The sequence below is a fragment of the Pseudomonas sp. G11-1 genome, from assembly GCF_024031555.1.
Lineage (GTDB): Bacteria > Pseudomonadota > Gammaproteobacteria > Pseudomonadales > Pseudomonadaceae > Halopseudomonas > Halopseudomonas bauzanensis.
Genome location: NZ_QEYQ01000002.1, coordinates 450,407 through 473,753, shown reverse-complemented (window position 1 = coordinate 473,753; position 23,347 = coordinate 450,407). Strand labels below are relative to the sequence as shown.

The window sequence follows — 23,347 nt, the reverse complement described above, 5'->3', positions numbered from 1 at the left end:
CTTCGCTTGGCATCCTCCAAGCGCCATGGTGGCCCTGCGTCACCCTGAAGCAGGGTGGTTCTCAATCCTCGGCGGCATCCCGCAGCAATTCGGCGGGAACATCCCGGCGGTGGCTCAGGCTGGTATCGCCGGTGTCAGGATGGAATACGATCAGCACTTCGCCACGTTCGATCAGCCGGCGCAAACGCTCCACGCGCTGGCTCAGGGTGTCGTCATAGCCGTTATCGGTGCCATCGCGGGTGACGAAGTCCTCCAGCATGCGCTGGAATACGTCGGGGTCGAGCAGGGTGTGGGGTATCAGCATAAGGTCTACTTCCTGGATGACTGTGCCGTGTTGCGTCAATGATACACTGAGCGCCTTTGTTGATATGACTGGTTCCAATGATTACCGATCCGCTGTTCTATCTGGCCGCCATCCCCGCCGTGTTGTTGTACGGCATCGCCAAGGGTGGCTTTGGCGGCAACATCGCTATTCTCTCCGTCCCGCTGATGTCCCTGGTCATGCCGCCGCAGGAGGCCGCCGCCATCCTGTTGCCGATCCTCTGTACCATGGATCTGGTGGCACTACGCACCTTCCGCGGTCGCTGGAGCATCCCCAATCTGAAGATCATCATTCCGGCGGCGCTGGTCGGTACGCTGTTGGCCTGGTTGAGTTTTCGCTGGATGAGTGACGCCCATATTCGACTGATGGTCGGTATCATCGCCGTGGTGTTTACCCTGAACATCTGGTTGCGCAAGGGCGAGCCGCCGGTACGTGGGGTAAGCAACTGGCGGGGCGGGTTCTGGGGCGCGGTCGCCGGCTTCACCAGTTTCGGCATCCACGCCGGCGGGCCGCCGATCAATATCTACCTGTTACCACAGAAACTCGACAAGACCGTGCTGATGGGCACCATCGCGGTATTCTTTGCCGTGGTGAATCTGGCCAAGGTACCGGCCTATATCCAGCTCGGACAATTCGACACCAGCAAGCTGCTGACTGCTCTGGTGCTGCTGCCGCTGGCGCCGATCGGCATCCGCATGGGCTTCTGGCTGCTGCAGCGCAGCAACCAGGAGCTGATCTACCGATTGTGCTACCTCTTCCTGTTCTTTACCGGTTGCAAGTTGCTCTGGGATGGCATCCGCATGCTGCTGTTCTGAGCTTCAGGCCTGGCCGCGGATCAATTGACGCAACAGAAAGCGGCTTGGATGCACGGCCTCGGCCAGGTCGCGGGGCAAAGGCAGCGGCTCCCCCTCGACCCAGGCGGCGATCAGCTCGCCACTCAGCGGGCAGGTAACCAGACCGCGGGAGCCATGGGCGGTATTCAGATACAGGCCGGGGTACCAACTGGCCGGCGTCTGTGGCTGGCGCGATGCATCCTTGGCCAGCGCGGCGTAATCCGCACGAAAGGCATCGGCATCGGTCAGCGGGCCGATCAGCGGCAGGTAGTCCGGTGAGGTGCAGCGCAGCGCAGCGCGAGCGATCAGCTGCGCCGGATCGTACTGCTCCGGCTGCAGGGCGGTGCTGAGGGCTGGCGACAGGCTGGTCAGGATCTCCAGGTTCGACAGGTTCTCCTCGGGGCTGGGCTCGGTATCCAGCCGATCGAAGCGGAAGCTGGCGCCCAGGTGATGCTCGCCCTGGCGCGCGGGGGAAATATAGCCCTCGGCGCACAGCACCGTTTTCAATCCTAGACTCGCGTCGGTAGCCGGTAAATGGGTGATCTGCCCGCGAATGGACTTGAGCGGCAGATGGCTGCTCTGCTGGAAACGGCGACTGTCGGCGGCGCTGCAGATGACCGCGATGCTGCCGCTGGCAATACACTGGCCGTCGGCGTCCAATGCCTGCCATTGCCCATCACCTTGTTCCAACTGTGCCACTGCGCTGCCGGTCAGCAAGCGGATATTGGCGTGCCGCAACAGCGCTTGACAGAAAATCGGCGGGCTGGCCCAGCCGGCGCCCGGAAAGAACAGTCCGTCGCGCTGAACGCCGAAGCCGGCGAGGGCGCTGGCCTGTTCCGCATCAACGCTGTGCAGAAAACTCGGCGGGTAGCCCTGTTCACCCAGCTGGCGATGGCGCGCAGCCTCCTTGTCATCGGTACTCAGCTGCAGCACACCGCAGGCCGACCAGCTGTCTTCCCCCGGTTCCAGCACCTCATTCAGCAGGCGCAAGCTGTAGGCATAGCTGGTCTGCACGAAGCGCGACAGCGGGGTCTGGTGCGGTGACAGCTTGGTGTAGAGGATGCCCTGCGGGTTGCCGGAGGCTTCCGCTGCGGGAGTGGCGTGGCGCTCGATTACGGTGACCTGCCAGCCGCGGCGGGCGAGGGCGAAGGCGGTACTGCAACCGGCCAGTCCGGCACCGATCACCAGTGCTGTGCGTGCCCGGTCGGCCAGTGGCGCCGGGCGTTGATACCAGGGCGCGCTCCATTGCTGCCCTGACGGCTGTTGCAGCACCCCGGCCAGCATCTCGCGCTTGCGGCCATAACCCTTGACCTTGCGCATGGCAAAACCGACCGCCTGCAATCCGCGGCGCACATCGCCGACACTGGTAAAGGTCGCCATCGTGGTGTGCTGATGCGACAAGCGCGCCATCTGCTCATAGAGAGCCGGCTGCCACATGTCCGGGTTCTTCGCCGGCGCGAAGCCATCGAGAAACCAGGCATCCACCGAGGCGTCCAACTGCGGCAGACTGTCCAGCAGGTCACCCACCAACAGGGTCAGGGTGACGCGGCCATCGGCCAAGGAAAACTGCTGCCAGCCGGGTGCGAGGTCGCTGTAATGGGCGAGTAACTGCTTGGCCCAGGGCTGCAACTCCGGCCATAACGCCAGGGCGCGATGGAGGTCGTCGGTGCTCAGCGGAAACTTTTCGGTGCTGACGAAATGCAGGCGGGCGTCGGCGGGAGCGACCCGGTCCCATAGCTGCCAGGCGCAGAGAAAATTCAGGCCGGTGCCAAAACCGGTTTCGCCGATGCAGAAGCGGGAGCCAGGTTGGAGAGTCGCCCAGCGCTGCGGCAGATCGTTGTGTTGCAGGAACACATGGCGCGTTTCCTCCAGTCCCGAGTCGCGGGAGAAGTACACATCGCCGAACTGGGTGGAAAACGGCTGTCCGTCAGCGGACCAGCTCAGATCTGCAAAGGATGGTGATTTCACGAGGGCTCCGGCACAAACTGAAGCCGCTGATTGTATCGTGAAAAGCCATCACCCCATATTGGGTAGAATCAACAACAGCCAAGTGGCGAGAAAAACCAGAGCGACGCTGGGCAATTTACCCTGAATATCAAGTTTCATAAGTGACACCTTTTATTTTTGTGTGCCGGGCGTCCTCGTAGGTTGCCCTGCTGTCTGCGCCGGATAAGGCGACAGCACCAGTGTATGGATGCGGCCGGTCTGCCGCAATGATCTGACCAGAAATAGCGGATCTGTATTTCATGGTAGAACAGCTGAGACGCGCCGTTAGACGAATTGGCTACATGCAAATTGCTGCCAATTGCGCTGAGTCTCTGTTTTGACGATGCGTGGCTATCCATTCGGTCGCGCCGGGCTCTACAATAGCCGTCTCTTCCCTTTTTCTCCGAGAAACATCATGCACGTCGCATCCGGTCGCTGGCTGTACGGATTTCTATTGGCATTGACCACCACCACCCTCTGGGGTGTGCTGCCGATCATGCTCAAGGAGGTGCTCAACGGCATGGATGCCTTTACCGTTTCCTGGTACCGCATGCTGTCATCCGGCCTGGTGCTGTTGCTATGGCTGGCAGCCCGCCGGCGGTTGCCCTCGATCCGCGCGTTGTCCACACGCAACCGCTGGCTGCTCCTGGTCGCGGTGCTCGGCCTGGCCTGCAACTATGTGTTGTACGTGTTGGCACTGGATCGGCTGACGCCCGGCACCATGCAACTGATGATCCAGATCGCCCCGATCATGCTGATGCTGGGCAGCATGCTGGTATTCAAGGAGCGTTTCGGTATCGGTCAGTTGTTGGGTCTGGCGGTACTGTTGCTTGGCTTCGGGCTGTTCTTCAATCAACGCCTGGTGGAGCTGTTTACTCAACTGAGCGACTACACGCTGGGCATCCTGATCACCCTGGCCGCAGCTTTCGCCTGGGCCTTGTATGGGTTGGCCCAGAAGCAGTTGCTGACCATCTGGTCGTCGGTCACCATCATGATGGTGATCTACCTGGCCTGCGCGGTGCTGTTGGCACCCCTCGCCACGCCGAGCCAGATCACGCAGTTGAACCAACTGCAGCTGTGGCTGCTGCTCGGCTGCTGCCTGAATACCCTGGTGGCCTATGGCGCCTTCGCTGAGGCGTTGGTGCACTGGGAAGCATCCCGGGTCAGCGCCACCGTGGCCACCACGCCGTTGTTCACCTTTGCCCTGGTCGCGCTGGGCTCGATGCTGTGGCCTGCGGTGATCAAGCCCGAACTCTTGAACAGCCTCGCCTATCTGGGAGCGCTGCTGGTGGTGTCCGGCTCGGCGCTGATCGCCCTCGCGCCCAGCCTGCTGCAGAAACTGGAGAACCGTCGGCTGCGGCGGCTGACAGTCACGCCGCCGCTGGAGTAGTGATTGCGGGGCAGGTTTCTGACCGGCCCCGAGGGTTTCTATGTGGGAGCGGTCTTCGCGAGGCTTTTCTGCCAGGTCCATTCGCGGGCAAGCCACTCCCATCACTGCCATAGCCGGGGACTTCAGGCCCTGGTCGTCCGGTCCCCCAGCATCGCCTGCGGCTGCACTGCCTGGTCGAAGGCCTGCTCATCCAGATAGCCCAGTGCCAGCGCCGCATGACGCAACGATGTTCCCTCGGCGTAGGCTTTCTTGGCGATTTCGGCGGCCTTGTCATAGCCGATGACCGGATTCAATGCGGTGACCAGCATCAAGCTGTTGTCCAGATGCTCGCGCATGCGCTCGGTGTCAGGTTGCATGCCTTCCACACAGTGCTCGCGGAAACTGTCGCAGCCGTCGGTCAGCAGGCGCACTGACTGCAGCAGGGCATGGATGATCACCGGTTTGAACACGTTCAGCTGCAACTGGCCGTAGCTCGCCGCCATGCCCAGGGTCACGTCATTGCCCATGACCTGGCAGGCAATCATTGACAGCGCCTCGCACTGGGTCGGGTTGACCTTGCCGGGCATGATCGAGCTGCCCGGTTCGTTGGCCGGCAACCTGACCTCGGCCAGCCCGGCCCGCGGCCCGCTGCCCAGCAGGCGCAGGTCATTGGCCAATTTCATCAGTGTTACCGCCAGTTGCTTGCAGGCAGCGTGCAGTTGTACCAGCGGTTCATGCCCGCTCAGGGCGGCGAACTTGTTGGCGGCGCTGGTGAAGGGCAGGCCGCTGAGGCTTGCCACCTCGGCGGCAAGCATTCCGGCAAAGCGCGGTGGTGCATTCAGGCCGGTGCCCACCGCCGTGCCGCCCTGGGCCAGAGCGTAGACCTCCGGCAATGCTTGCTCCACGGCCCTGATCCCCATATCCAGCTGTACAACGAAGGCGGAGAGCTCCTGGCCGAAGGTCACCGGGGTGGCGTCCATCAGGTGGGTGCGGCCGATCTTGATCAGGTCCGCGTGGCGGCGGGCCTGTTCATCCAGGCTGTCGCGCAGAGCCTGTACCGCGGGCAGCAGTTGCTGGCGGACCTGGGTGGCGGCCGCCACGTGCATGGCGCTGGGGAAGGTATCATTGGAGCTTTGCGAGCGGTTGACGTGATCGTTCGGGTGTACCGGTGTTTTGCCGCCACGGGGCTGGCCAGCCAGCTCGTTGGCGCGGTTGGCGAGGACCTCGTTGATATTCATGTTGCTCTGGGTGCCGCTGCCGGTCTGCCAGACGGAGAGGGGGAAATGCTCATCCAGCTGGCCGGTAATGACCTCATCCGCGGCCTGGCTGATCAACTCCGCCAGCGGCGCATCCAGATTGCCCAACTGCAGATTGGTGCGCGCGGCGGCCTTTTTGATCAGCGCCAGGGCATGCACCACCGTCAGGGGGATGCGCTCCTCGCCGATGGCGAAGTTGTGCAGTGAGCGTTGGGTCTGCGCACCCCAGTAGCGGTCTGCCGGCACCTCGATGCCGCCCATGCTGTCGGTCTCGGTACGTGTGTTCATATGCGCCCCCTCGTTGCTGATGGATATGTGACCTGCCAGTATAGGCGCCCGTTCAACCCACCGGAGCTGCCATCCATGCGTTTACTACCTAGCCTGATGGTCTGTTGTCTTTTCCTGGGGCAGTTGGCCCAGGCTGACGAGGCGTCACACCGGAGCAGTGCCGAGCGCTTTCTCAAGCTGGCCAATGCCGAGGATATGACGGCGCCGGTCTATACCCAGGTCGAACAGTTGCTGACGGCCCGTTTTACCCAGATGGGTGGCTCGATGCAGTATGAATCGGTGCTGCGTGATTACCAGCGGCAGGCCCGGGACATTCTGAACGCCCAGTTGAGCTGGGATGCCATCCGTGATGACCTGATTGATCTGTATCTGCCGGTCTTCAGCGAAGAGGAGTTCGAGCAACTGGCTGCGTTCTACCGCTCTCCGGCGGGCAGCAAGCTGATGGAGCATCTGCCTGAACTGACCCGTGATTCCATGGCCATCACCCGCGAACGCCTCGAGCAACACATTTCGCCACAATTGGAGCAGTTGGTGCAGGCGATGGAAGCCGAGGTCGAGGGGCGGCAGGCGGGGTTGCGGTAGCGCTGCTGCGCGGTGTGAATGCGCTATTGGTCTGCCATTAACCAAAGCCGGTGCGGCTGACCGGGACAGATGAGCCGGATACAATGCATTGATCAATCAAGGAGACAAGCCATGAGCACCACCCAGGCAGCACTGGAACAGGCTCTGCAAAGCCTGGCGCCCAGCCATCTCGAACTGCTCAATGAGAGCCACATGCACGCCGTACCGCCGGGCTCGGAGTCGCATTTCAAGCTGGTGATCGTCAGCGACGAGTTCGAAGGTCTGAATGCCGTGAAGCGGCATCAGGCGGTCTATCGCACACTGGGCGACCTGATGCAGCAGATCCACGCGCTGGCATTGCATACCTATTCGCCCGCCGAGTGGCAGGCCAGTGGCCTGGCACCGGATTCGCCCAACTGCATGGGCGGCAGCAAGGCGGACCACTGAAGCGGATGCGCCCCGGCCGATAATCCGCATGCCGGCTGGCTCTCAACTTTGTTAAACTTGCCGCCCCCAAAGTACGCCCTTTACGCGGGCGATTACCGAAAAGAGGAATGGCATGTCCAATATCGTCGTGGTGGCGCTGTACAAGTTCGTCACCCTGGAAGACTTCGAAGACCTGCGCCAGCCGCTGCTGGATACCATGATCGCCAACGGCGTCAAGGGCACCCTGTTGCTGGCGCTGGAAGGCATCAACGGTACCGTGGCCGGGAGCCGCGCAGGCACCGCAGCGCTGCTTGAATGGCTGCGCCGGGACCCGCGCCTGAGTGATCTGGACTGGAAGGAATCCCTCTGCGAGGAAATGCCTTTCTACCGCACCAAGGTCAAGCTGAAGAAGGAAATCGTCACCATTGGCATTCCCGGCATCAGTCCCAATGAAAAAGTGGGGGCCTATGTCGAGCCGAAGGACTGGAATGATCTGATCAGCGACCCGGAAGTGCTGTTGATCGACACCCGCAACGATTACGAAGTGTCGATCGGTACCTTCGAAGGTGCCATCGATCCGCAGACCAAATCCTTCCGCGAGTTTCCTGATTACGTTCGTCAGCAGTTCGATCCGCAGAAACACAAGAAAGTCGCCATGTTCTGCACCGGCGGCATTCGCTGCGAGAAGGCCTCGAGCTTTATGCTCAAGGAAGGCTTCGATGAGGTCTATCATCTCAAGGGTGGCATCCTGAAGTATTTCGAAGAGGTGCCGGCGGAGCAGAGCAAGTGGGACGGCGAGTGTTTCGTGTTCGATAACCGCGTCACGGTACGCCACGATCTGGCGCCGGGTTCGTTCGACCAATGCCACGCCTGCCGCCATCCGGTATCGGCTGAAGACATGGCCTCGGTGCAGTACGAGGAAGGTATCAGCTGTCCGCATTGTTATGACAGTCTGCCGGAGAAAACCCGGCGGCGTGCCGAGGAACGACAGCGCCAGGTCAAGTTGGCCAAGCTGCGCCAACAGCCGCATCCCATCGGCCTGCAGCCGGAACTGGCCAGCCCTAACGCAAAGTAATCGGAGTACTGCATGTCCCAGCGCCTGATCTATGTGATGGACCCCATGTGTTCCTGGTGCTGGGGCTTCGCTCCGGTGATCGATGCTATCCAGGCAGCGTTTCCCCAGCTGGATCTGCATCTGGTACCCGGCGGGCTGCGCCCTGGCGTGACCGATCCCATGCAGGACTCGACGCGCCTGGCGCTGGCGGAACACTGGCAGGCCGTGCACGCGGCGACCGGCCAGCCGGTGCTGACGCCTGATGACCTGCCCGCGGCCTTTGTCTATAACACCGAGCCCGCCTGCCGGGCGCTGGTGGTGGGGCGGGAACTCGATGCCGGAAAACTGTGGGCGCTGGTCAAAGCCATCCAGAGTGCCTTCTATACCCAGGCTATTGATGTCACTCAGGCTGGCGTGCTGACCGATCTGGCCGAAGGGGCCGGATACAGCCGCAACGACTTCATCGAGGCCTTTGATGCCCCGGAGACACGGGTGATGCTGGCTGCGGATTTTGCCTGGGTGGGCGATCTGGGTATCAGCGGCTTCCCGACCCTGTTGGCCGAACGCAACGGGCAGTTGGCGTTGTTGGGTAATGGTTATCAGCCGGCAGCCTCGTTGCTGCCCTTGTTGCGGCGTTGGGTCGAGGCGGGCGACAGGCTCCCGGACTGAGCTTGCGGACGGGCGAAGCGCGCTGGGCGTCCAACTGGCCGTGTGAGCTGCACGCCCGCTTGCGGGCATCGAGCCGGCGCTGCGCTGATGCGGTGAACATCCTTTCTTTTGAATGCTAGCCAGAGGCGGTCATGTCAGGAAAAACAGTCAGCAGCGCCATTCTATTGCTGGTTGTCGGCAACGCCATTGCTGTGATCTCGGATGTCTTCGTCAAGTTTCTCGAGGAAGGCGTCCCGGTGTTCCAGTACGCCTTCCTGCGCTGCGTGATCACCTTGCTGTTGCTGGCGCCATTCTGGAAACACCTGGATACCGGCCATTTCTTTGAAGGTGGGGTCCTGCATTTTATCCGCGGGCATGTTCATCTGGTCGGGATGATCTGCATGGTCTACGCCTTGATTGCTCTGCCACTGGCTACCGCCAATGCGGTATTCATGGTGGCGCCGATCATGGTGATGATCCTTTCAGTCATGTTCTTTGGCGAAAGGTTATCGACGCTCAGTCTGGTCGCCGTTATCAGTGGGTTCGCTGGGATCCTGGTGATATTGCGGCCCGTCGAGATCGGTTGGGCGGCCCTGGCTGCCCTGGGTACCGCAGCTGCGCTGGCCATCAACGCGGTGTTGGTGCGCCGGCTGCCGCGCGATCAGTCCACGGTACAGAAGCTGTTTCTCAACTACCTGATGATCACGCCGCTGTGTCTGGCTTTGGCGTGGTGGGAAGGTGCAGCCTGGAGCCGCGAGGTGCTGATCAGCGCGTTCGGCTCGGCACTGTTCATCCTTGGCTACAACGTATGTGTATTGCTGGCCTACAAACACGTGGATGCCAACCAGATCACCAGTGCGGAATACACTGCGCTGGTCTGGGCGGTGATCATTGGCTGGGTGTTTTTTGCCGAAGTACCGGACCTGTGGTTCGTGGTTGGCAGCGCGATGATAGTGGTGCCATTGTTGCTGATTGGCCTGCAGCAGCGGCGTATCCGTCCACGCCCCAGCCATCATGAGCTGGCTGACACGCGCTATCACACCGCGCCCGCTACAGATGACGAGGGCATCACACAGGACGCTGGATACAAGCAGTGAGGTGGTGTGAGTCCCCCGCCAGGGCGGGGGATTCAGACGTCCGAGCAGAACGCTCAGTGACGGGGATCGAGCAGTGCCGGGCGGGCTTTCTCTTCCGGTGCCTGGAACAGCAGGTAGAGCTGGGTCAGCACGTCGGGGATATGGTCGAGCATGTCCTGAACCATCTCTTCGTCCCGGGCTATCTCGGCGAACTCGGGCTGGTCTTCGAACAGGCCGGAACCGACCATGATCGGCAGCAGCAGCTCGCTGACGGTTTCCTCGTCCTGGGCGAACCAGTCTTCCTCACGGATGAACACGCCTTCCAGGAAGCCCACACACCAGCTGCGCAGATCGGACAGGTCCGGCTCGTCACCGAGAGTCAATTCGCACGGCGGTTCCAGCTCTTCGTCGCTGGCCAGAATGCGTTCGATCAGGGACTTGAGTTCGCGCAGGGTGTTCTCGATGTCGGCCTTCTGGGCTTCGTCGGTGTACTGCGGCTCTTCGGCGAACAGTTCGAACATCCATTCCTGTTCAGGAACGTCCACGGGGCTGATGGACAGGGCGGTCAGGTAACCATGCCCGGCAAGATAATCGAGAGCTTCATCGTGCAGATCGTCAGCATCCAGAAACTGCTGCAGGCGCTCGAGTTGGTCGGCGAAGGACATGGCACACCTCATCATGGATAATGGTCAGCATTGTACGCACGTGGCCGGATTATTGCCAAAGCATTGGCAATACCAGCACCTCATCACAGCGAATCTCAACCGGGCTGATATAATCGGCCCTTTCTGCCGGCCGACATCGGCCGCCCGACTGCAATCATGCAAGGAGAATCATGCGCGAGCAAGCCTTACAGCGGCTGCGGGATATTTTCGGCTACGGAGAGTTTCGCGGGCATCAGGCGGACATCATCGATCAGGTCGCCACCGGCGGCGACGCCCTGGTCCTGATGCCGACCGGTGGCGGCAAATCACTCTGCTATCAGATTCCCGGTCTGCTGCGTGAGGGCCTCACCGTGGTGGTGTCGCCGTTGATCGCGCTGATGGATGACCAGGTCGCCACCCTCAATGAGCTGGGGCTGCGTGCGGCGGCACTGAACTCCACGCTGGATGAGATTGAGCGCCGGGATATCGCCGAGCGGCTGCGCCGGGGTGAGATGGATTTTCTCTATCTGGCGCCCGAGCGCCTGCTCAAGCCGCGCACCCTGCAGTTCCTGCAAAGCCTGGATATTGCCCTGTTCGCCATCGACGAAGCCCACTGCGTATCGCAATGGGGTCACGACTTCCGCCCCGAATACCTGCAGATGGGGCAGTTGGCCGAGCTGTTCCCGGGCGTGCCGCGCATGGCGCTGACCGCCACCGCCGATGAACGCACCCGCGAGGAGATCGCCCAGCGCCTGCGGCTGGAGGATGCCAAGCGCTTCGTGTCCGGCTTCGACCGGCCGAACATCTTCTACCGCATCGTGCCCAAGGATCGGCCCCGTCAGCAGTTGCTGGGCTTTCTCAAGGACCAGCGCGGCAATGCCGGTATCGTCTATTGCCTGTCGCGCAAGAAGGTCGAGGACACGGCGCAGTGGCTCAGCGACCAGGGTTGGCCGGCGCTGCCTTATCACGCGGGGCTGCCACCGGAGTTGCGCGCCTATCACCAGAAGCGCTTCCTCAACGAGGAAGGCTTGATCATGGTGGCGACCATTGCCTTCGGCATGGGCATCGACAAGTCCAACGTGCGCTTCGTCGCCCACCTGGACCTGCCCAAGAGCATCGAAGCCTATTATCAGGAAACCGGTCGCGCCGGTCGTGATGGATTGCCCGCCGATGCCTGGATGGCCTACGGCCTGCAGGATGTGCTGATGCTCAACCAGTTCATGGCCAACTCCGACGGTGATGAGCGGCACAAGCGCATCGAGCGGCACAAGCTCGACGCCATGTTGGCGCTGTGCGAAATCACCACCTGCCGCCGTCAGTCCCTGCTTGGCTATTTTGGCGATGTTCTCGAGGAGCCCTGCGGCAACTGCGATAATTGCCGGGAGCCGGCTGCTACCTGGGACGGCAGCGAGGCGGCGCGGATGGCGCTGTCCACCGTCTATCGCAGCGGCCAGCGTTACGGCGTCGGCCATCTGGTGGATATCCTGCTGGGCCGGGACAACGAGAAGATTCGTACCGCCGGGCATCAACACCTGTCGACCTACGGTATCGGCAAGCAGTGGAGCGAGCAGGACTGGCGCTCGGTGTTTCGCCAACTGATCGCCCGCGGGCTGGCGGAAATCGACCTGGATGGGTTCGGCAGTCTGCGGCTGTCCGACACTTGTCGCCCGCTGCTGCGCGGCGAGGAGTCCTTGGCCCTGCGCAAGGATGTATCCCGTACAGCCAGCGTGCCCAGCCGCTCCAGCGACAAGCCAGTGATCGCCGAGGCCGACAAGGCGTTGTGGGAAAACCTGCGGGCGCTACGCAAACGCCTGGCCGAGGCCCATGGCGTGCCGCCCTATGTAGTATTCGCCGACTCGACCCTGGTCGATATGCTGCGTCAGCGCCCGACCACATTGCAGGACATGGCGCTGGTCAGTGGTATTGGCGCGCACAAGCTGGAGCGTTACGGTGCGGACTTCCTGCAGGTGCTGCTGGAAGAGGGTGGCGCGGAGACCGCTGCGCCCGCACATCAGGCCCATGAGGTGCAGGCACTGGCCCAGGCCGGCATGGAAGCGCAGCAGATTGCCCGGCAGACCGGGTTGCCGATCCGGCAGGTCTACCAAAAGCTGGCCCAGGCCATCAGCATCGGTCAACTGGACCTGCACCAGGCCATCGACCTGCCACCGGGTCAGCTGGAGCGAATCCAGGATCTGTTTCTCAATGAAGCGGAAGAAGACCTGCCCGGCGTACGCGCCGTTGCGCAGGAACTGGACGAGCCGGTGGAGGAGGGCGTGCTGCACTGTATCCGCGCCGCGCTGGTACTGGAAATCAGCGGCTGAGAGCGTTGTCGAGATGACAATCGGCCGGGGTCCATCCCGGCCTGGGCGCAGCAAGCTGTACTGAATGTCGGGGCGTCCTAGAATGTCTGCCCCAGGTTCATATATAACGCCCGCTCGCCCTCCTGGTTGGCACCGATGCCGAAGAACAGCGGACCGAGGAAGGTGTCCATGCCCAGTAGTAGGCTGCCGGCGCCCATGTAGCCGGTATCCAGGGCCTCTTCGCCCTTGTTGTAGACCCGGCCGTACTCCAGGCTGCCGCCCAGGTAGAAGGGCATGGTCAACGGCGTGCTGCCGGGGTTCAGCTGGCGATAGTAGACCACCCGCGCCAGGTTGTAGTTCTGTCCGGCCAGGCCGTTCTGACGAAAGCCCGAGAACTTGCCAATGCCACCGAGCAGGAAGCTGCTCTGGGCCACATCGACATCGCTGTCGGTGCGGCCAAGGGATGCGCCGATTTGAAAGCTGTGGGGCCCCGAGGCGAAGGCCTTGTTGGCCCGCACTTCCAATTGCTGGTAACGCTCGTCCGCCCCCAGATCGGGTTCCGATTGGCGCCAGAGTATGCGTGCGGCGTCTCCGGAGCGGGGGAAGTTGACGTTATCCAGGGTGTCGCGATCGACCTGCAGTGAGTAGAAGGCTTCATCGAACTCAAGGGTGGGTTGCTCGGGGTCACCCACGCGGATTTCGGATTCGCCCCAATAGCGCGACAGTCCGAAGCGGACTTCACCATTGTTGGCGATCTGGCGGCCGAAATTGATGCCGGCGCCGTAGCGCTGCTGGCGATAGTCGGCGACGGGATCGTTGTCCAGAATCACTTCGACGTTGCGTGCTTCGGCATCGATGAAGGGCGCGATGAAATAGCGTGAACCGTAATCCAGTGGCTGGTAGAACTCGCTGTACAACTGCTGATGCTCGCCCAGTTGCAGGCGCGTCAGCCATTCAGCGCCCAGCGGGTTGACGCCATTGACACGGAAGCTGGCTCCCATGGTGAACTGGCTGCCGCCCTCGAAATCATCCACCAGGTTCAGCCCCAGGCGCAGATAATCCGTACCGGTCTCCCGGCCGCTGGTGCGGATCAGCAGGGTGTTGCGATCGCCCTCGTGGAGAATCTCGTAGTTGACCTGGCTGAAATAATCGGTGCCGTAAATGGTGCCCATGTCCTTGGCCAGGTGATCGGTATTCAGCGGTTCGCCGAGCTGCTGACGGACCATGCTGCGCACTACTTCATCGGCGACCTTGCCGCTGTTGACCACCCGGATTTCATGGATGATCGGCTGGCGATGGGGACGGTTGCTGGCAAGGTTGCCGCCAGGCTGTTGCACGTTGGCCGGATGAGCGAACGCCTGCAGGTGCGGTGATTGCAACAGGCTCTGGGCGCCGGCGTCGATGGCTTCATCGGCTTCGGCGAAACTGCTGAAGGCGATGCTGCCCAGTTCAGGTTGCAGCAGCAGGTCCTGTTCGGTCAGCGTGGCCAGTTGCTCCTGGGTGTTGTTGCGAGTCAGCAGGGTGGTGGTCTGGTCCATGATGTCGAGGATGGTGTGCATGTCCTCGGCCGGTTTCAGCGGGGTGGCGATATCCACCACGATGACCCGATCCACACCCATTTCCCGGGCAACATCCACCGGCAGGTTCTTCGACAACACGCCGTCTACCAGCATGCGGCCATCGACCATTACCGGCGCGAAGAATCCGGGCAGGCCGATGCTGGCGCGGATGGCCTGGGGCAAATGACCACTCTTGAACACCACGGCATCGCCGGTGGCGATATCGGTGGCCACGGCGCGGAAGGGGATCGGCAGGCGGTCAAAATCATCGATATCGTTGGTATGCACCAGCAGGCTTTCCAGGACCAGGCCCAGGTTCTGGCCCTGCAGGAGGCCGAGCGGGAAGCTGAGCTTGCCACCCTTGAAGGTCAGGCGCTGCTTGACCAGAAAATCACGATCATCCTGCTTGCGGCGGTAGGGAATATCCTCACGCAACGGCGAATCGCTGAGCGCCGCCGGCCAATCCATCTCCAGTGCAATCTGCTCCAGTTCATCGGCGCTGTAGCCCGCCGCATACAGACCACCGATCACCGCGCCCATGCTGGTGCCGGCAATGGCGTGGATTGGAATGTTCTGTTCCTCGATCTGCTTGAGCACGCCGATATGTGCCAGACCGCGGGCGCCGCCGCCGGAAAGCACCAGGCCGGTGCGTATTTCGGTGGAGGGTGGGTTGTTCTGGGCCACGGCCAGGGCCGGGAGCAGCACCAACAGTAGCAGGATAACGGGTCTGAACATGGCGAAGCCTGATTTTGAGCGAGGTGACCGAATCGACGGCACATTGTATACGACACTGTGGTTGTTTTGCGTGGCTGTCATCTTTTGGTCATGTGAGCGTCATCATCCGGTCACCCAGTGACACTAGTTTGACCGCAGAGATGGAAGGGGGATGACAGATGACTCATGTGGAAGATTTCTCGGCGGTTGGCAAACAGCGGGTGCGCACCATCTGGATTTCCGATGTGCATCTGGGCACACGCGACTGTCAGGCCGAGAAGCTGGCAGGGTTTCTCAAGGAGTACGAATGCGACCAGCTATATCTGGTCGGCGATATCATTGATGGCTGGCGGCTGCGCAAGAGCATGTATTGGCCGCAATCACACACTAATGTCATTCGCCGCATCCTGACCATGAGCAAGCGCGGCACCCGGGTGACCTATGTCACTGGCAATCATGATGAATTCCTGCGCCGTTATGCGACCCTCAATATCGGCAACATCCGGTTGGTGGACGAGGCTGAGCACGTTACCGCTGATGGCCGAAAACTGCTGGTCATTCATGGTGACCAGTTCGATGTCATTACCCGCTGTCACCGTTGGCTGGCCTTCCTCGGAGACTACGCCTACGAATTCAGTCTGCGCCTGAATCGCTGGCTCAACTACTGGCGCAGCCGCTACGGCTATGGTTACTGGTCATTGTCCGGCTACCTCAAGCACCGCGTGAAGAAGGCGGTGAATTTCATCAGCGAATTCGAAGAGGCGTTGGCCCATGAATGTCGCAAGCGCGATCTGCAGGGTGTGGTGTGCGGGCATATCCACCATGCGGAGATCCGCGAGGTCAATGGTATCAGCTACCACAATTGCGGTGACTGGGTAGAATCCTGCACCGCGTTGATCGAGCAGTGGGATGGCAGCATAGCGCAGTATAACTGGGCCGAGAGCGAAGCTTTGGGCGAAGTCGAGGTCGAGGCGACAGAAGAGGTGTTGCCACTGCCCGTTACGCTGATCAAATGATTACCTTGTCCCGCAGTTTACGCGCTGCCAATTCCAGCGCCTTGACGATGTCGTCCTTGTCATAGTTGCGAATGCCATTGGTATCCAGATACATGGAAAAGCCAGGCAACTCGTGCTCGACGAAAGTGGGCGCTGCGCCCAGATCCCGGCGCAGCCCCACCACCTGATAGATCTGCACCGGCCGGCTGAAACCCTTGACCTCGATCCGGCCCTTGTCGCGGCACATGATCAGATCCTTGATCAGCGACCAGGTCTCATGGGGAATGAGGATCTCGCCGGCCTCGGCGGCATTTTCCAGGCGGCTGGCGAGATTCACTTCACGGCCAATGATGGTGTAGTCCATGCGCATATCTGCACCGAAATTGCCCACCGTACAATAGCCCGTACTCAACCCCATGCGGATTTCCAGTGGCCGGGTGATGCCCTGGCTGCGCCATTGCTGACGCAGTACTTTCATATGCTTGCGCATGGCGATGGCCATGGACACGGCAGCTTCGGCGTCCTGCTTGGCGCCGCGGCTGACCGGGTCGCCAAAGAACACCATGACGCTGTCGCCGATGAACTTGTCGATGGTGCCGCCATATTGCAGGGCGATGCGGGCCATTTCGTTGAGATAGTTATTGAGCAGATCGGTCAGCGCCTCGGCTTCCATTTCTTCGGCCAGCTCGGTGAAGCCGCGAATATCGGAGAAGAATACGGTCAGCTTCTTGCGATGGGTTTCCAGAGTGACCCGCTGATTGCCGGAAAAGATCGATTCCCAGACCTGAGGCGAGAGGTACTTGGCCAGGTTGCTGGCCAGCTCAGCGGTTTTTGCCTGCTCGGCGCTAATGAGTTGCTGTGCCTGCTCCAGACGCCGCCCCTGGCGGTAGACGAAGGCGGCGATGGTTACCGTGAAGGTGCCACCGCTGGCCAGACTGCAGAAGGCCAGCAACTGGCTGCTCACCAGTTGTGGCTCGGGGGTGAGAATGGCGGCCGACAGCATGCAACCCGCCAGGGTCAGCAGGCTGGCGGCGAACAAATACAGCGGCCCGCCGATAATGATGCTGGCGAAGCTGATCAGCAGTAGAAAAACCAGGCTCGGAATCAGGCTGAACTGGCATAGGGTGATGAACACGCCGGTGTGCAGCGCATCCAGAGCCAGCAAGGCCAGGCGCAGGTTGCGCGCGCCGGACTGGCGGCGAAACTCGGTCAACAGGCGGATGGCATGGGGATACAGCAGCGAGTAGATGATGACCCCGCCGGTCAGGGTGGTCAGCCCCTGCTCGTAGGCTATGGCGGTGAAGATGATAGCGACGCAGAAATAGGCCATGACCCGGGAGTAGTAGCCCTCGAGTGGAGGGCGTACCGGTTGTATGCGGGTTTGCAATGTCATGATCAGTCTTTCCCTGGCCTGATGGTGTGCCAGACCGATCATAGTATGCAAGGCAGGCGGTGGAAAGCTCAGGCGTACATGGACTGGCGCGGGCGGGCAAATACGCGGCGCAACATGGGCTCGAAAAAGCTCAGTGGCTCTGTCGGATAATCCGGGTCGAAGGCCGGTGCGTCATATAGTGCGCAGAACTCGGCGGTGCGCTGGTATAGGGGGTGATCCTTGAACTGTTCGCGCAGATGGCGATCCATGCCCAGATGATGGAAGAAGTAGTAGCCCTGGAAGACACCGTGCTTTTCCACCATCCATAGATTTTCCGCCGAAACGAAAGGCTTGAGCATGGCGGCAGCGATGTCAGGGTGGTTGTAACTGCCGAGGGTGTCGCCAATGTCATGCAACAGAGCGCAGATGACATATTCTTCATCCCGCCCGTCGCGGTGGGCGCGCGTGGCGGTCTGCAAGGAATGTTGCAGTCGATCGATGGGGAAGCCGCCGAAGTCGCCATCAAGTAGCTTCAGGTGAGTGAGGATGCGATCAGGCAGCTGTTGGGCAAAGGGACGGAAGTGACTGGCGATAAGGCTCCAGTCTTCGGCGGTGCCTTCCTGCATGGCGCGGAAGGTGGCGCGTTGCTCGCTCATGGCATATCTCCGGTTCTTGTCGTTGTATGCCGATGCTACAGGGTGGCCGACGTGACAACTGTCGGCCGTTCGACAATTTGTCGCTGGGGTCAGAAGCGGATACGTCCGGTAAGCATGTCCTTGAGCATCACCCAGTCACCCATGAAACTGTAGAGCGGGTATTTGAACGTGGCGGGGCGGTTCTTTTCGAAGAAGAAGTGTCCCACCCAGGCGAAGCCGTAGCCGGCCACCGGCAAGGCCAGCAACCACCAGACATTGCCACTGACAATAGCCCACAGCAGGATCAACAGCACCAGCGTGCTGCCCACATAATGCAGGCGCCGACTGGTGTCGTTGCTGTGTTCACTGAGATAGAACGGATAAAATTCGGCGAAGGAGTGGAACTCCCTGGTCCGGTTGGTGGTGTCGCTATCAGACATGATGTTCTCCCTGGTTTTGTTATGATCCGGCAATCATGTATCTGGAGCTGATGATAATGGACGCACTGACCGCATTGCACAACCGGGTTTCCGAACCGCGCCTGACTGGCCCGGCGCCCAGCGCCGAGCAACAGGAGGCGCTGTTTCAGGCGGCGTTGCGGGCGCCGGATCATGCCCGGCTGCGGCCTTGGCGGTTTTTGGTGCTGGAAGGGCAGGGGCTGGAGCGCCTGGGTGAGTTGTTTGCCGAGGCTGCGTTGGCCCGAGTTGGCGACCCGCAGGCGCCGGAGGTGCTGCGGGCGCCTTCATTGCCGCAGCGCGCACCGATGGTGGTGATTGCCATCAGCAGTCCGAAAGCCCATCCCAAGGTGCCGGAAATAGAGCAGGAGATGTCCTGCGCCGTCGCCGTCGGCAATATGCTGTTGGCGGCCCACGCACTGGGTCTGGGGGCAGTATGGCGTACCGGTGAACCCGCCTATGATCCGCTGATTCATGAAGGTCTGGGGCTGCAGGCCCACGAGAAAATTGTTGCCTACCTGTATCTGGGTCAGTCGACGGGAGCCCCGAGATCGGTTCCGGTGTTGGACTCACGGGACTTTTTTCGCCGCTGGCCGGACAGTTGAGGACGGGTGGGCAGGTGAATGCGTGCGCATAGCCCGCCCGATGCAGCCTGACTGAAACTCAGGGTGCCGCCATGGCGGATGATTGCGCGGCGGGCAATGGCCAGGCCCAACCCGTGACCACTATCTGCCGGCTGGCCCGGGACCCGGGCGAAGGGTTCGCCGAGGCGCTCGAGCCATTCCTGCGGCACGCCCGGCCCTTGGTCAATCACGCGGATGTCGCAACCCTCGGGGCTGGCTGACAGCACTACGCTGATCAACCCATCGTTGGGCGAGAAGCGCAGGGCATTGCGCAGCAAGTTATCCAGCGCGCTGGCCAGTTGCTCGGGCCAGCCCTGGATCGCACGGCCGGTGCTACCCTGAATTTCCAGGCGCTGATGGGCGGCGGCGAAGCGCGCATCCTCTACGGCATTGGCCACCAACGCATCCACATCGACCCGCTCCAGCGGTACGTTCTGCGCATCCAGCCGGCTCAGGGTGAGAATGTCGCCGATCAGGCTGTCCAGCCGGCTGCACTCGCGGTCCAGGCGCGTCCATAACGGATCGCCCGCTACCAGGCCCTGTTTGCTACCAAGAGCCAGACCGATGCGCAGGCGAGCCAGCGGCGAGCGCAGCTCATGGGAGATATCCCGCATCAGTTGATTCTGACTGTCGAGCAGGCTCTGCACACGGTTGCCCATGCTCTGGAAGCGCCGGGACAACTCGCCGATCTCGTCCCGACGCCGACCGATGTTACCCAGGGTCTGATCATCGAACCGCCCGTGGGCCAGGTCCTGGGCGGCGACGCCGAGCTTGCGCAGCGGTCCGGTCAGATAGCGGCTGAGCAATAGGCTGAGGAGCGCCAGCAGCAGCAGGGCCATGCTGATATTGGTGAACATGGCGAACGGGGTATGTTGCCAGCGGAATAGCTCTGGTGCCGGCACGTGCAACAGCAATTGATAGTGCGCCTGTGGGGAATCCCAGCCGAGCTGGAACAGCCGGCCATGGCGGGTACGTTCCGGGCCGCTGGGCACTGGCAGATCGAAACGGGGTAGCGTGGGCAGGGTGCCTTCAATCAGGCGCTGCCCCTGGGCATCGAACAGCTGCGCCCGCAGCCGATGTTGCCGGCGTTGAGCTTCGAGCCAGGATTGGGCAGACGCGGGGTCCTGTTCATACAGGGTGACCAGCTGTTCGCTGAAGTCCCGCAATTTGGGGTGAAATTGCAGCAGGAGCCAGTCCTGTTGCAAGGCGCGGCTGATCAGAAAGCCCGAACCGCCCACCAGCAGCGTGGCGAGCCAGAGAACGGCGAAGACCTTCCAGAACAGCCGCATGCGGATCAGCTCGCGTCAGAGCGCGTGTCGTCGCGCTTGTCGCTTCTACGCTCCTTGCGCTCTTCCATGTGCTTCTTCATCTTTTCGCGCTTTTCTTCGCGCATCTGCTGCATCTTCTGGCGCTGTTCGTCGGTGAGAATGGCATCCATTTTTTCCTTTTTCTCTTCGTGCAGCGCTTTCATTTTCTCGAACTGCTCTTCGTGCACGGCGCGCAGCTGTTCCTGCTGCTCGGTCGTCAGCTCCAGTTCGGTCGCGATCCGTTCCATGTGCCGCTCATGGTATCGACCCTTGTCCCCATCCATGCCGGGCATGGCCAGAGCTACACAGGATGCGGCGGTAGTGAGAGCGAACAGACCTGCCATCAGTGTCTTTTTCATGGGTATCTCCTGGTTTGCAGATGACCGGCGTGTCCGGCCATTGGTATCCAGTCTAGTCATGGGGATGTCAAGCAGGGCTGGCGGGCGGTAAAGGCTGTGTAAAGATCCGTCTGTTCCCGTTTCAACTGTACAGATAGCCCCGGCCGCGGATGGACTGGATGCGCGGGCGACCGTCCTCGTGGGGGCCGAGTTTGCGCCTGAGATTGCTCATGTGCATGTCCAGGCTGCGGTCATGGGGGCCGAGCGGCTTGCCCAGGGCCTGGCGCGACAGACTCTGACGGTCGATCAACTGGCCCGGCCGCTCCAGCAGTTCGCGCAGGATCAATACTTCGGTCTGGGTCAGTGGCAGCAGTTCGTCGTTCTGCCAGACCATCAGGCTGGCACTGTCGAGCCGCAGGTCACCGACCTGCAGCAACTGTTCATCGGCTATCGGCATGGCGCGGCGCAGCAGGGCGCGCAGGCGGGCCACCAGTTCCCGCGGATCGCAGGGTTTGGCCAGGTAATCATCGGCACCCAGTTCCAGACCGAGAATGCGGTCAACCGGCTCGCCCCGGGCGCTGAGCATCAATAGCGGGGTATTGCAGTGCGGACGCAGAGCGCGCAGCACTTCCAGGCCGTTCATGCCTGGCAGCATCATGTCCAGCACGATGGCGCCATAACTGCCGGTGCGGGCAGCTTCGAGGCCGGCAGGACCGTCGTGTACGCTGGTGAGGGTGAAGCCTTCGGCGGCCAACCAGGAACCCAGCAGTTCGCAGAGTTCCTGATCGTCGTCGATCATCAATACCGACTGGTTCAATTCAGCCACTCGCTGCGTTTGCGACGACCGCCGAGCTGCGCCAGTATCCAGCCCAGCAGCAGGCTGCCGGCGACGGTGGCACCGCCGACGATGAACCACTTGCGCTGCTGCTCTTGCTGATTGCGCGCGGCGACTTCTTCCATGGCGACCAGTCGGTCGCGCAGGGCAAGGTTCTGCCTGCCCAACCGCTCCACCTCGGTATGGTCGGCGGCGTTGGCCAGTTCGTCAGCCAGGCGCTGGCGCTCGGCCTCGACCTTGGCCAGTTCGGCCTGCAGCGTGCCGACATCCTGCTCGGCGGTGGGCATCTGCGGATCGACCGGGGCGTCGGCCTGCTGTGCATGCAGTGGCAGTGGCAGCAGCAAGGCGGCCAGCAGCGGCAGCAGGGATGGGCGAAGGGACATTCGGGTGCTCCTCATCAGGCCGGCAGAACACGCTTGAAGGGTTTGACCAGTACCTGGTCATAGACGCCGGCGGCAATGTAGGGGTCCTGATCGGCCCATTCCCGGGCCTGCTCCAGGGAGTCGAACTCGGCCACCACCAGGCTGCCGGTAAAGCCGGCGCTGCCGGGATCATTCGAATCGATGGCCGGATGCGGGCCAGCGAGCACCAGGCGGCCGGCGTCCTGCAGTTGATGCAGACGGGCAAGATGGTCGGGGCGGGCAGCCATTCGTGCATCGAGGGTGCCGGGGGCATCGCTGGCCATGATGGCGTATAACATGTCGGATCCTTGGGGTGGGTAGGTGATAGTGCAGTAACTTATGCCATTCAGTTGGGCATTGTCAGCGCCCAGACGGCATAATAGCCAAATTCTTTCCCTGAATGGCCTGGTTTGATGATGGCCCTGGAGCAAATTTGTTAGCGGACCTGCATATGCACAGCACGGCTTCGGATGGCGCCCTGGCGCCCGCCGAGTTGATGGCGCGTGCGGCCGCGGCCGGTATCGACCTGGTGGCGTTGACCGACCATGACACGCTCGATGGTCTGCCGGAGGCCCAGGCGGCCGCCGCAGCGCATGGCATGGACTGGGTGAGCGGCGTCGAACTGTCGGCGCAGTGGCAGGGCCATACCGTGCACATTCTGGGTTACGGCTTCGACATGCAGTCTCCGGCCCTGCGGGAGGCGCTGGCTGGCGTGCGCGATGGCCGCTGGCAGCGGGCCGAGCAGATCGCCGATCGGCTGGCTGCCAAGCGTATGCCCGGCGCGCTGGAAGGGGCGCTGGCGGTACAGCAGGCAACCGGCAGCGACCCGGATAGCCCACCGGCGCGGCCGCACTTCGCTGACTGGATGGTGCAGGCCGGATACGTGCGTGATCGCGGTGAAGCCTTCCGCAAGTGGCTGGGGGCGGGCAAGCTGGGTGATATCAAACAGCACTGGCCGGCGCTGGAAACGGCGGTGGCACAGTTGCGCGAGGCGGGCGGGCTGGCCGTCGTGGCGCACCCCTGGCATTACGGCTTCACCCGGGCGCGTATCCGCCGTCTATTGCGCGATTTCGCCCAGGCCGGTGGGCGTGGCGTCGAAGTGTCCAACGGCAAGCAGGCACCGGAACAGGTGGCGGTACTGGCGCGCATGAGCATCGAATTCGGTTTTCTCGCCAGTTGCGGCAGTGATTTTCATCATCCGGATTCGCCGTGGATGGCGCTGGGCCAGATGACGCCCTTACCGGCCGATTGCGCGCCGGTATGGCAGGATGCGCGGTTCCCCGATAATGTCATGCCATGAGCGGCCGCTCGACGGAAAAGGCGCAGTTCCCTAAACTGCGGGAAAACATA

24 protein-coding genes are annotated in these 23,347 nt (G+C 61.8%); 11 read left to right on the top strand and 13 right to left on the bottom strand.

The features are described 5' to 3' along the window. Window positions 1–61 precede the first annotated feature (61 nt). Window positions 62–304 carry a YheU family protein gene (locus DHB74_RS08270; RefSeq protein ID WP_036990511.1) on the bottom strand — a complete coding sequence of 81 codons (243 nt, stop codon included), beginning with the start codon at window positions 302–304 and terminating at the stop codon, window positions 62–64. 77 nt (window positions 305–381) lie between these two features. Here DHB74_RS08270 and DHB74_RS08265 point away from each other — a divergent pair, with 77 nt between their 5' ends. Then, entirely contained in the window at window positions 382–1,137 is a 756-nt protein-coding gene (locus DHB74_RS08265; RefSeq protein ID WP_036990510.1) for a sulfite exporter TauE/SafE family protein, read from the top strand. Between the two features lie 3 nt (window positions 1,138–1,140). Here the strand turns inward: DHB74_RS08265 and mnmC are convergent, their stop codons facing one another. After that, window positions 1,141–3,123 (bottom strand): bifunctional tRNA (5-methylaminomethyl-2-thiouridine)(34)-methyltransferase MnmC2/FAD-dependent 5-carboxymethylaminomethyl-2-thiouridine(34) oxidoreductase MnmC1, encoded by a 1,983-nt coding sequence (mnmC, locus tag DHB74_RS08260; RefSeq protein ID WP_499161197.1) that lies wholly within the window; start codon window positions 3,121–3,123, stop codon window positions 1,141–1,143. A gap of 433 nt (window positions 3,124–3,556) precedes the next feature. Here mnmC and DHB74_RS08255 point away from each other — a divergent pair, with 433 nt between their 5' ends. Then, window positions 3,557–4,531, top strand: a complete 975-nt coding sequence (locus DHB74_RS08255) for a DMT family transporter (RefSeq protein ID WP_036991117.1) — start codon at window positions 3,557–3,559, stop codon at window positions 4,529–4,531. Between the two features lie 122 nt (window positions 4,532–4,653). On the opposite strand, the gene fumC is transcribed toward DHB74_RS08255, so the two are convergent. Continuing rightward, entirely contained in the window at window positions 4,654–6,054 is a 1,401-nt protein-coding gene (gene fumC, locus DHB74_RS08250) for a class II fumarate hydratase (protein ID WP_036990509.1), read from the bottom strand. A gap of 75 nt (window positions 6,055–6,129) precedes the next feature. Between fumC and DHB74_RS08245 the strand changes: the two genes are divergently transcribed. The 5 genes from DHB74_RS08245 to DHB74_RS08225 all read left to right on the top strand — a co-directional run bounded on the left by DHB74_RS08245 (window position 6,130) and on the right by DHB74_RS08225 (window position 9,840). Then, the gene (locus DHB74_RS08245) at window positions 6,130–6,636 is read left to right on the top strand and encodes a DUF2059 domain-containing protein (protein ID WP_063608004.1); all 507 of its coding nucleotides are present in this window, start codon (window positions 6,130–6,132) and stop codon (window positions 6,634–6,636) included. Window positions 6,637–6,747: 111 nt separating this feature from the next. After that, window positions 6,748–7,062 carry a BolA family protein gene (locus tag DHB74_RS08240; protein WP_036990507.1) on the top strand — a complete coding sequence of 105 codons (315 nt, stop codon included), beginning with the start codon at window positions 6,748–6,750 and terminating at the stop codon, window positions 7,060–7,062. Between the two features lie 112 nt (window positions 7,063–7,174). Continuing rightward, complete coding sequence (gene trhO / locus DHB74_RS08235) at window positions 7,175–8,116, top strand: oxygen-dependent tRNA uridine(34) hydroxylase TrhO (RefSeq protein ID WP_036990506.1); 942 nt, start codon at window positions 7,175–7,177, stop codon at window positions 8,114–8,116. A 12-nt stretch (window positions 8,117–8,128) separates the two neighbouring features. Then, complete coding sequence (locus DHB74_RS08230) at window positions 8,129–8,764, top strand: DsbA family protein (protein WP_074780504.1); 636 nt, start codon at window positions 8,129–8,131, stop codon at window positions 8,762–8,764. 131 nt (window positions 8,765–8,895) lie between these two features. After that, a complete protein-coding gene (locus DHB74_RS08225) occupies window positions 8,896–9,840 on the top strand; it encodes a DMT family transporter (RefSeq protein ID WP_280165481.1) in 945 nt (314 codons plus the stop codon). 53 nt (window positions 9,841–9,893) lie between these two features. On the opposite strand, the gene DHB74_RS08220 is transcribed toward DHB74_RS08225, so the two are convergent. Next, window positions 9,894–10,484, bottom strand: coding sequence for a UPF0149 family protein (locus DHB74_RS08220; protein ID WP_036990504.1), 591 nt, complete (start codon window positions 10,482–10,484; stop codon window positions 9,894–9,896). Between the two features lie 170 nt (window positions 10,485–10,654). Between DHB74_RS08220 and recQ the strand changes: the two genes are divergently transcribed. Next, window positions 10,655–12,784, top strand: a complete 2,130-nt coding sequence (gene recQ, locus DHB74_RS08215; RefSeq protein ID WP_280165482.1) for a DNA helicase RecQ — start codon at window positions 10,655–10,657, stop codon at window positions 12,782–12,784. A gap of 77 nt (window positions 12,785–12,861) precedes the next feature. Here recQ and DHB74_RS08210 read toward each other — a convergent pair whose 3' ends face one another. Further along, entirely contained in the window at window positions 12,862–15,057 is a 2,196-nt protein-coding gene (locus tag DHB74_RS08210; RefSeq protein ID WP_036990502.1) for a patatin-like phospholipase family protein, read from the bottom strand. Window positions 15,058–15,215: 158 nt separating this feature from the next. Here DHB74_RS08210 and DHB74_RS08205 point away from each other — a divergent pair, with 158 nt between their 5' ends. Continuing rightward, window positions 15,216–16,052, top strand: a complete 837-nt coding sequence (locus tag DHB74_RS08205; RefSeq protein ID WP_036990501.1) for a UDP-2,3-diacylglucosamine diphosphatase — start codon at window positions 15,216–15,218, stop codon at window positions 16,050–16,052. On the opposite strand, the gene DHB74_RS08200 is transcribed toward DHB74_RS08205, so the two are convergent. The 3 genes from DHB74_RS08200 to DHB74_RS08190 all read right to left on the bottom strand — a co-directional run bounded on the left by DHB74_RS08200 (window position 16,045) and on the right by DHB74_RS08190 (window position 18,478). Beyond that, window positions 16,045–17,424, bottom strand: coding sequence for an adenylate/guanylate cyclase domain-containing protein (locus DHB74_RS08200; RefSeq protein ID WP_036991114.1), 1,380 nt, complete (start codon window positions 17,422–17,424; stop codon window positions 16,045–16,047). The two genes, DHB74_RS08205 and DHB74_RS08200, sit on opposite strands and share 8 nt — an antisense overlap. Window positions 17,425–17,492: 68 nt before the next feature. Continuing rightward, window positions 17,493–18,059, bottom strand: a complete 567-nt coding sequence (locus tag DHB74_RS08195) for an HD domain-containing protein (RefSeq protein WP_036990500.1) — start codon at window positions 18,057–18,059, stop codon at window positions 17,493–17,495. Window positions 18,060–18,148: 89 nt separating this feature from the next. Then, complete coding sequence (locus tag DHB74_RS08190; RefSeq protein WP_036990499.1) at window positions 18,149–18,478, bottom strand: Mpo1-like protein; 330 nt, start codon at window positions 18,476–18,478, stop codon at window positions 18,149–18,151. 56 nt (window positions 18,479–18,534) lie between these two features. Between DHB74_RS08190 and DHB74_RS08185 the strand changes: the two genes are divergently transcribed. Then, a complete protein-coding gene (locus DHB74_RS08185; RefSeq protein ID WP_036991113.1) occupies window positions 18,535–19,098 on the top strand; it encodes a nitroreductase family protein in 564 nt (187 codons plus the stop codon). Here the strand turns inward: DHB74_RS08185 and DHB74_RS08180 are convergent. The 5 genes from DHB74_RS08180 to DHB74_RS08160 form a co-directional block, all read right to left on the bottom strand. Next, window positions 19,023–20,405, bottom strand: coding sequence for a HAMP domain-containing sensor histidine kinase (locus DHB74_RS08180; protein WP_051610985.1), 1,383 nt, complete (start codon window positions 20,403–20,405; stop codon window positions 19,023–19,025). The two genes, DHB74_RS08185 and DHB74_RS08180, sit on opposite strands and share 76 nt — an antisense overlap. A gap of 5 nt (window positions 20,406–20,410) precedes the next feature. Further along, window positions 20,411–20,782, bottom strand: coding sequence for a DUF4890 domain-containing protein (locus DHB74_RS08175; RefSeq protein WP_051610983.1), 372 nt, complete (start codon window positions 20,780–20,782; stop codon window positions 20,411–20,413). Window positions 20,783–20,903: 121 nt separating this feature from the next. Continuing rightward, window positions 20,904–21,560 (bottom strand): response regulator transcription factor, encoded by a 657-nt coding sequence (locus tag DHB74_RS08170; RefSeq protein ID WP_036991106.1) that lies wholly within the window; start codon window positions 21,558–21,560, stop codon window positions 20,904–20,906. Window positions 21,561–21,574: 14 nt separating this feature from the next. After that, window positions 21,575–21,979 carry an SH3 domain-containing protein gene (locus tag DHB74_RS08165; protein WP_036990498.1) on the bottom strand — a complete coding sequence of 135 codons (405 nt, stop codon included), beginning with the start codon at window positions 21,977–21,979 and terminating at the stop codon, window positions 21,575–21,577. A gap of 14 nt (window positions 21,980–21,993) precedes the next feature. Continuing rightward, window positions 21,994–22,296 (bottom strand): YciI family protein, encoded by a 303-nt coding sequence (locus DHB74_RS08160; RefSeq protein ID WP_036990497.1) that lies wholly within the window; start codon window positions 22,294–22,296, stop codon window positions 21,994–21,996. Between the two features lie 134 nt (window positions 22,297–22,430). Here DHB74_RS08160 and DHB74_RS08155 point away from each other — a divergent pair, with 134 nt between their 5' ends. Then, window positions 22,431–23,297: a PHP domain-containing protein gene (locus tag DHB74_RS08155; protein ID WP_499161196.1), complete on the top strand. Its 867-nt coding sequence runs from the start codon at window positions 22,431–22,433 to the stop codon at window positions 23,295–23,297. The last annotated feature ends 50 nt before the right edge of the window (window positions 23,298–23,347 follow it).

What these genes read in the sequence shown, in the direction of transcription:
- DHB74_RS08205 (WP_036990501.1), top strand. Translation starts at nt 15,216, where the DNA reads ATGACTCATGTGGAAGATTTCTCGGCGGTTGGCAAACAGCGGGTGCGC.
- DHB74_RS08265 (WP_036990510.1), top strand. Translation starts at nt 382, where the DNA reads ATGATTACCGATCCGCTGTTCTATCTGGCCGCCATCCCCGCCGTGTTG.
- DHB74_RS08240 (WP_036990507.1), top strand. Translation starts at nt 6,748, where the DNA reads ATGAGCACCACCCAGGCAGCACTGGAACAGGCTCTGCAAAGCCTGGCG.
- DHB74_RS08210 (WP_036990502.1), bottom strand. Translation starts at nt 15,057, where the DNA reads ATGTTCAGACCCGTTATCCTGCTACTGTTGGTGCTGCTCCCGGCCCTG.
- DHB74_RS08245 (WP_063608004.1), top strand. Translation starts at nt 6,130, where the DNA reads ATGCGTTTACTACCTAGCCTGATGGTCTGTTGTCTTTTCCTGGGGCAG.
- DHB74_RS08230 (WP_074780504.1), top strand. Translation starts at nt 8,129, where the DNA reads ATGTCCCAGCGCCTGATCTATGTGATGGACCCCATGTGTTCCTGGTGC.
- DHB74_RS08195 (WP_036990500.1), bottom strand. Translation starts at nt 18,059, where the DNA reads ATGAGCGAGCAACGCGCCACCTTCCGCGCCATGCAGGAAGGCACCGCC.
- DHB74_RS08200 (WP_036991114.1), bottom strand. Translation starts at nt 17,424, where the DNA reads ATGACATTGCAAACCCGCATACAACCGGTACGCCCTCCACTCGAGGGC.
- DHB74_RS08180 (WP_051610985.1), bottom strand. Translation starts at nt 20,405, where the DNA reads ATGCGGCTGTTCTGGAAGGTCTTCGCCGTTCTCTGGCTCGCCACGCTG.
- recQ (WP_280165482.1), top strand. Translation starts at nt 10,655, where the DNA reads ATGCGCGAGCAAGCCTTACAGCGGCTGCGGGATATTTTCGGCTACGGA.
- DHB74_RS08185 (WP_036991113.1), top strand. Translation starts at nt 18,535, where the DNA reads ATGGACGCACTGACCGCATTGCACAACCGGGTTTCCGAACCGCGCCTG.
- DHB74_RS08220 (WP_036990504.1), bottom strand. Translation starts at nt 10,484, where the DNA reads ATGTCCTTCGCCGACCAACTCGAGCGCCTGCAGCAGTTTCTGGATGCT.
- fumC (WP_036990509.1), bottom strand. Translation starts at nt 6,054, where the DNA reads ATGAACACACGTACCGAGACCGACAGCATGGGCGGCATCGAGGTGCCG.
- DHB74_RS08225 (WP_280165481.1), top strand. Translation starts at nt 8,896, where the DNA reads ATGTCAGGAAAAACAGTCAGCAGCGCCATTCTATTGCTGGTTGTCGGC.
- DHB74_RS08190 (WP_036990499.1), bottom strand. Translation starts at nt 18,478, where the DNA reads ATGTCTGATAGCGACACCACCAACCGGACCAGGGAGTTCCACTCCTTC.
- DHB74_RS08255 (WP_036991117.1), top strand. Translation starts at nt 3,557, where the DNA reads ATGCACGTCGCATCCGGTCGCTGGCTGTACGGATTTCTATTGGCATTG.
- DHB74_RS08165 (WP_036990498.1), bottom strand. Translation starts at nt 21,979, where the DNA reads ATGTCCCTTCGCCCATCCCTGCTGCCGCTGCTGGCCGCCTTGCTGCTG.
- DHB74_RS08175 (WP_051610983.1), bottom strand. Translation starts at nt 20,782, where the DNA reads ATGAAAAAGACACTGATGGCAGGTCTGTTCGCTCTCACTACCGCCGCA.
- DHB74_RS08160 (WP_036990497.1), bottom strand. Translation starts at nt 22,296, where the DNA reads ATGTTATACGCCATCATGGCCAGCGATGCCCCCGGCACCCTCGATGCA.
- trhO (WP_036990506.1), top strand. Translation starts at nt 7,175, where the DNA reads ATGTCCAATATCGTCGTGGTGGCGCTGTACAAGTTCGTCACCCTGGAA.
- DHB74_RS08170 (WP_036991106.1), bottom strand. Translation starts at nt 21,560, where the DNA reads ATGATCGACGACGATCAGGAACTCTGCGAACTGCTGGGTTCCTGGTTG.
- DHB74_RS08270 (WP_036990511.1), bottom strand. Translation starts at nt 304, where the DNA reads ATGCTGATACCCCACACCCTGCTCGACCCCGACGTATTCCAGCGCATG.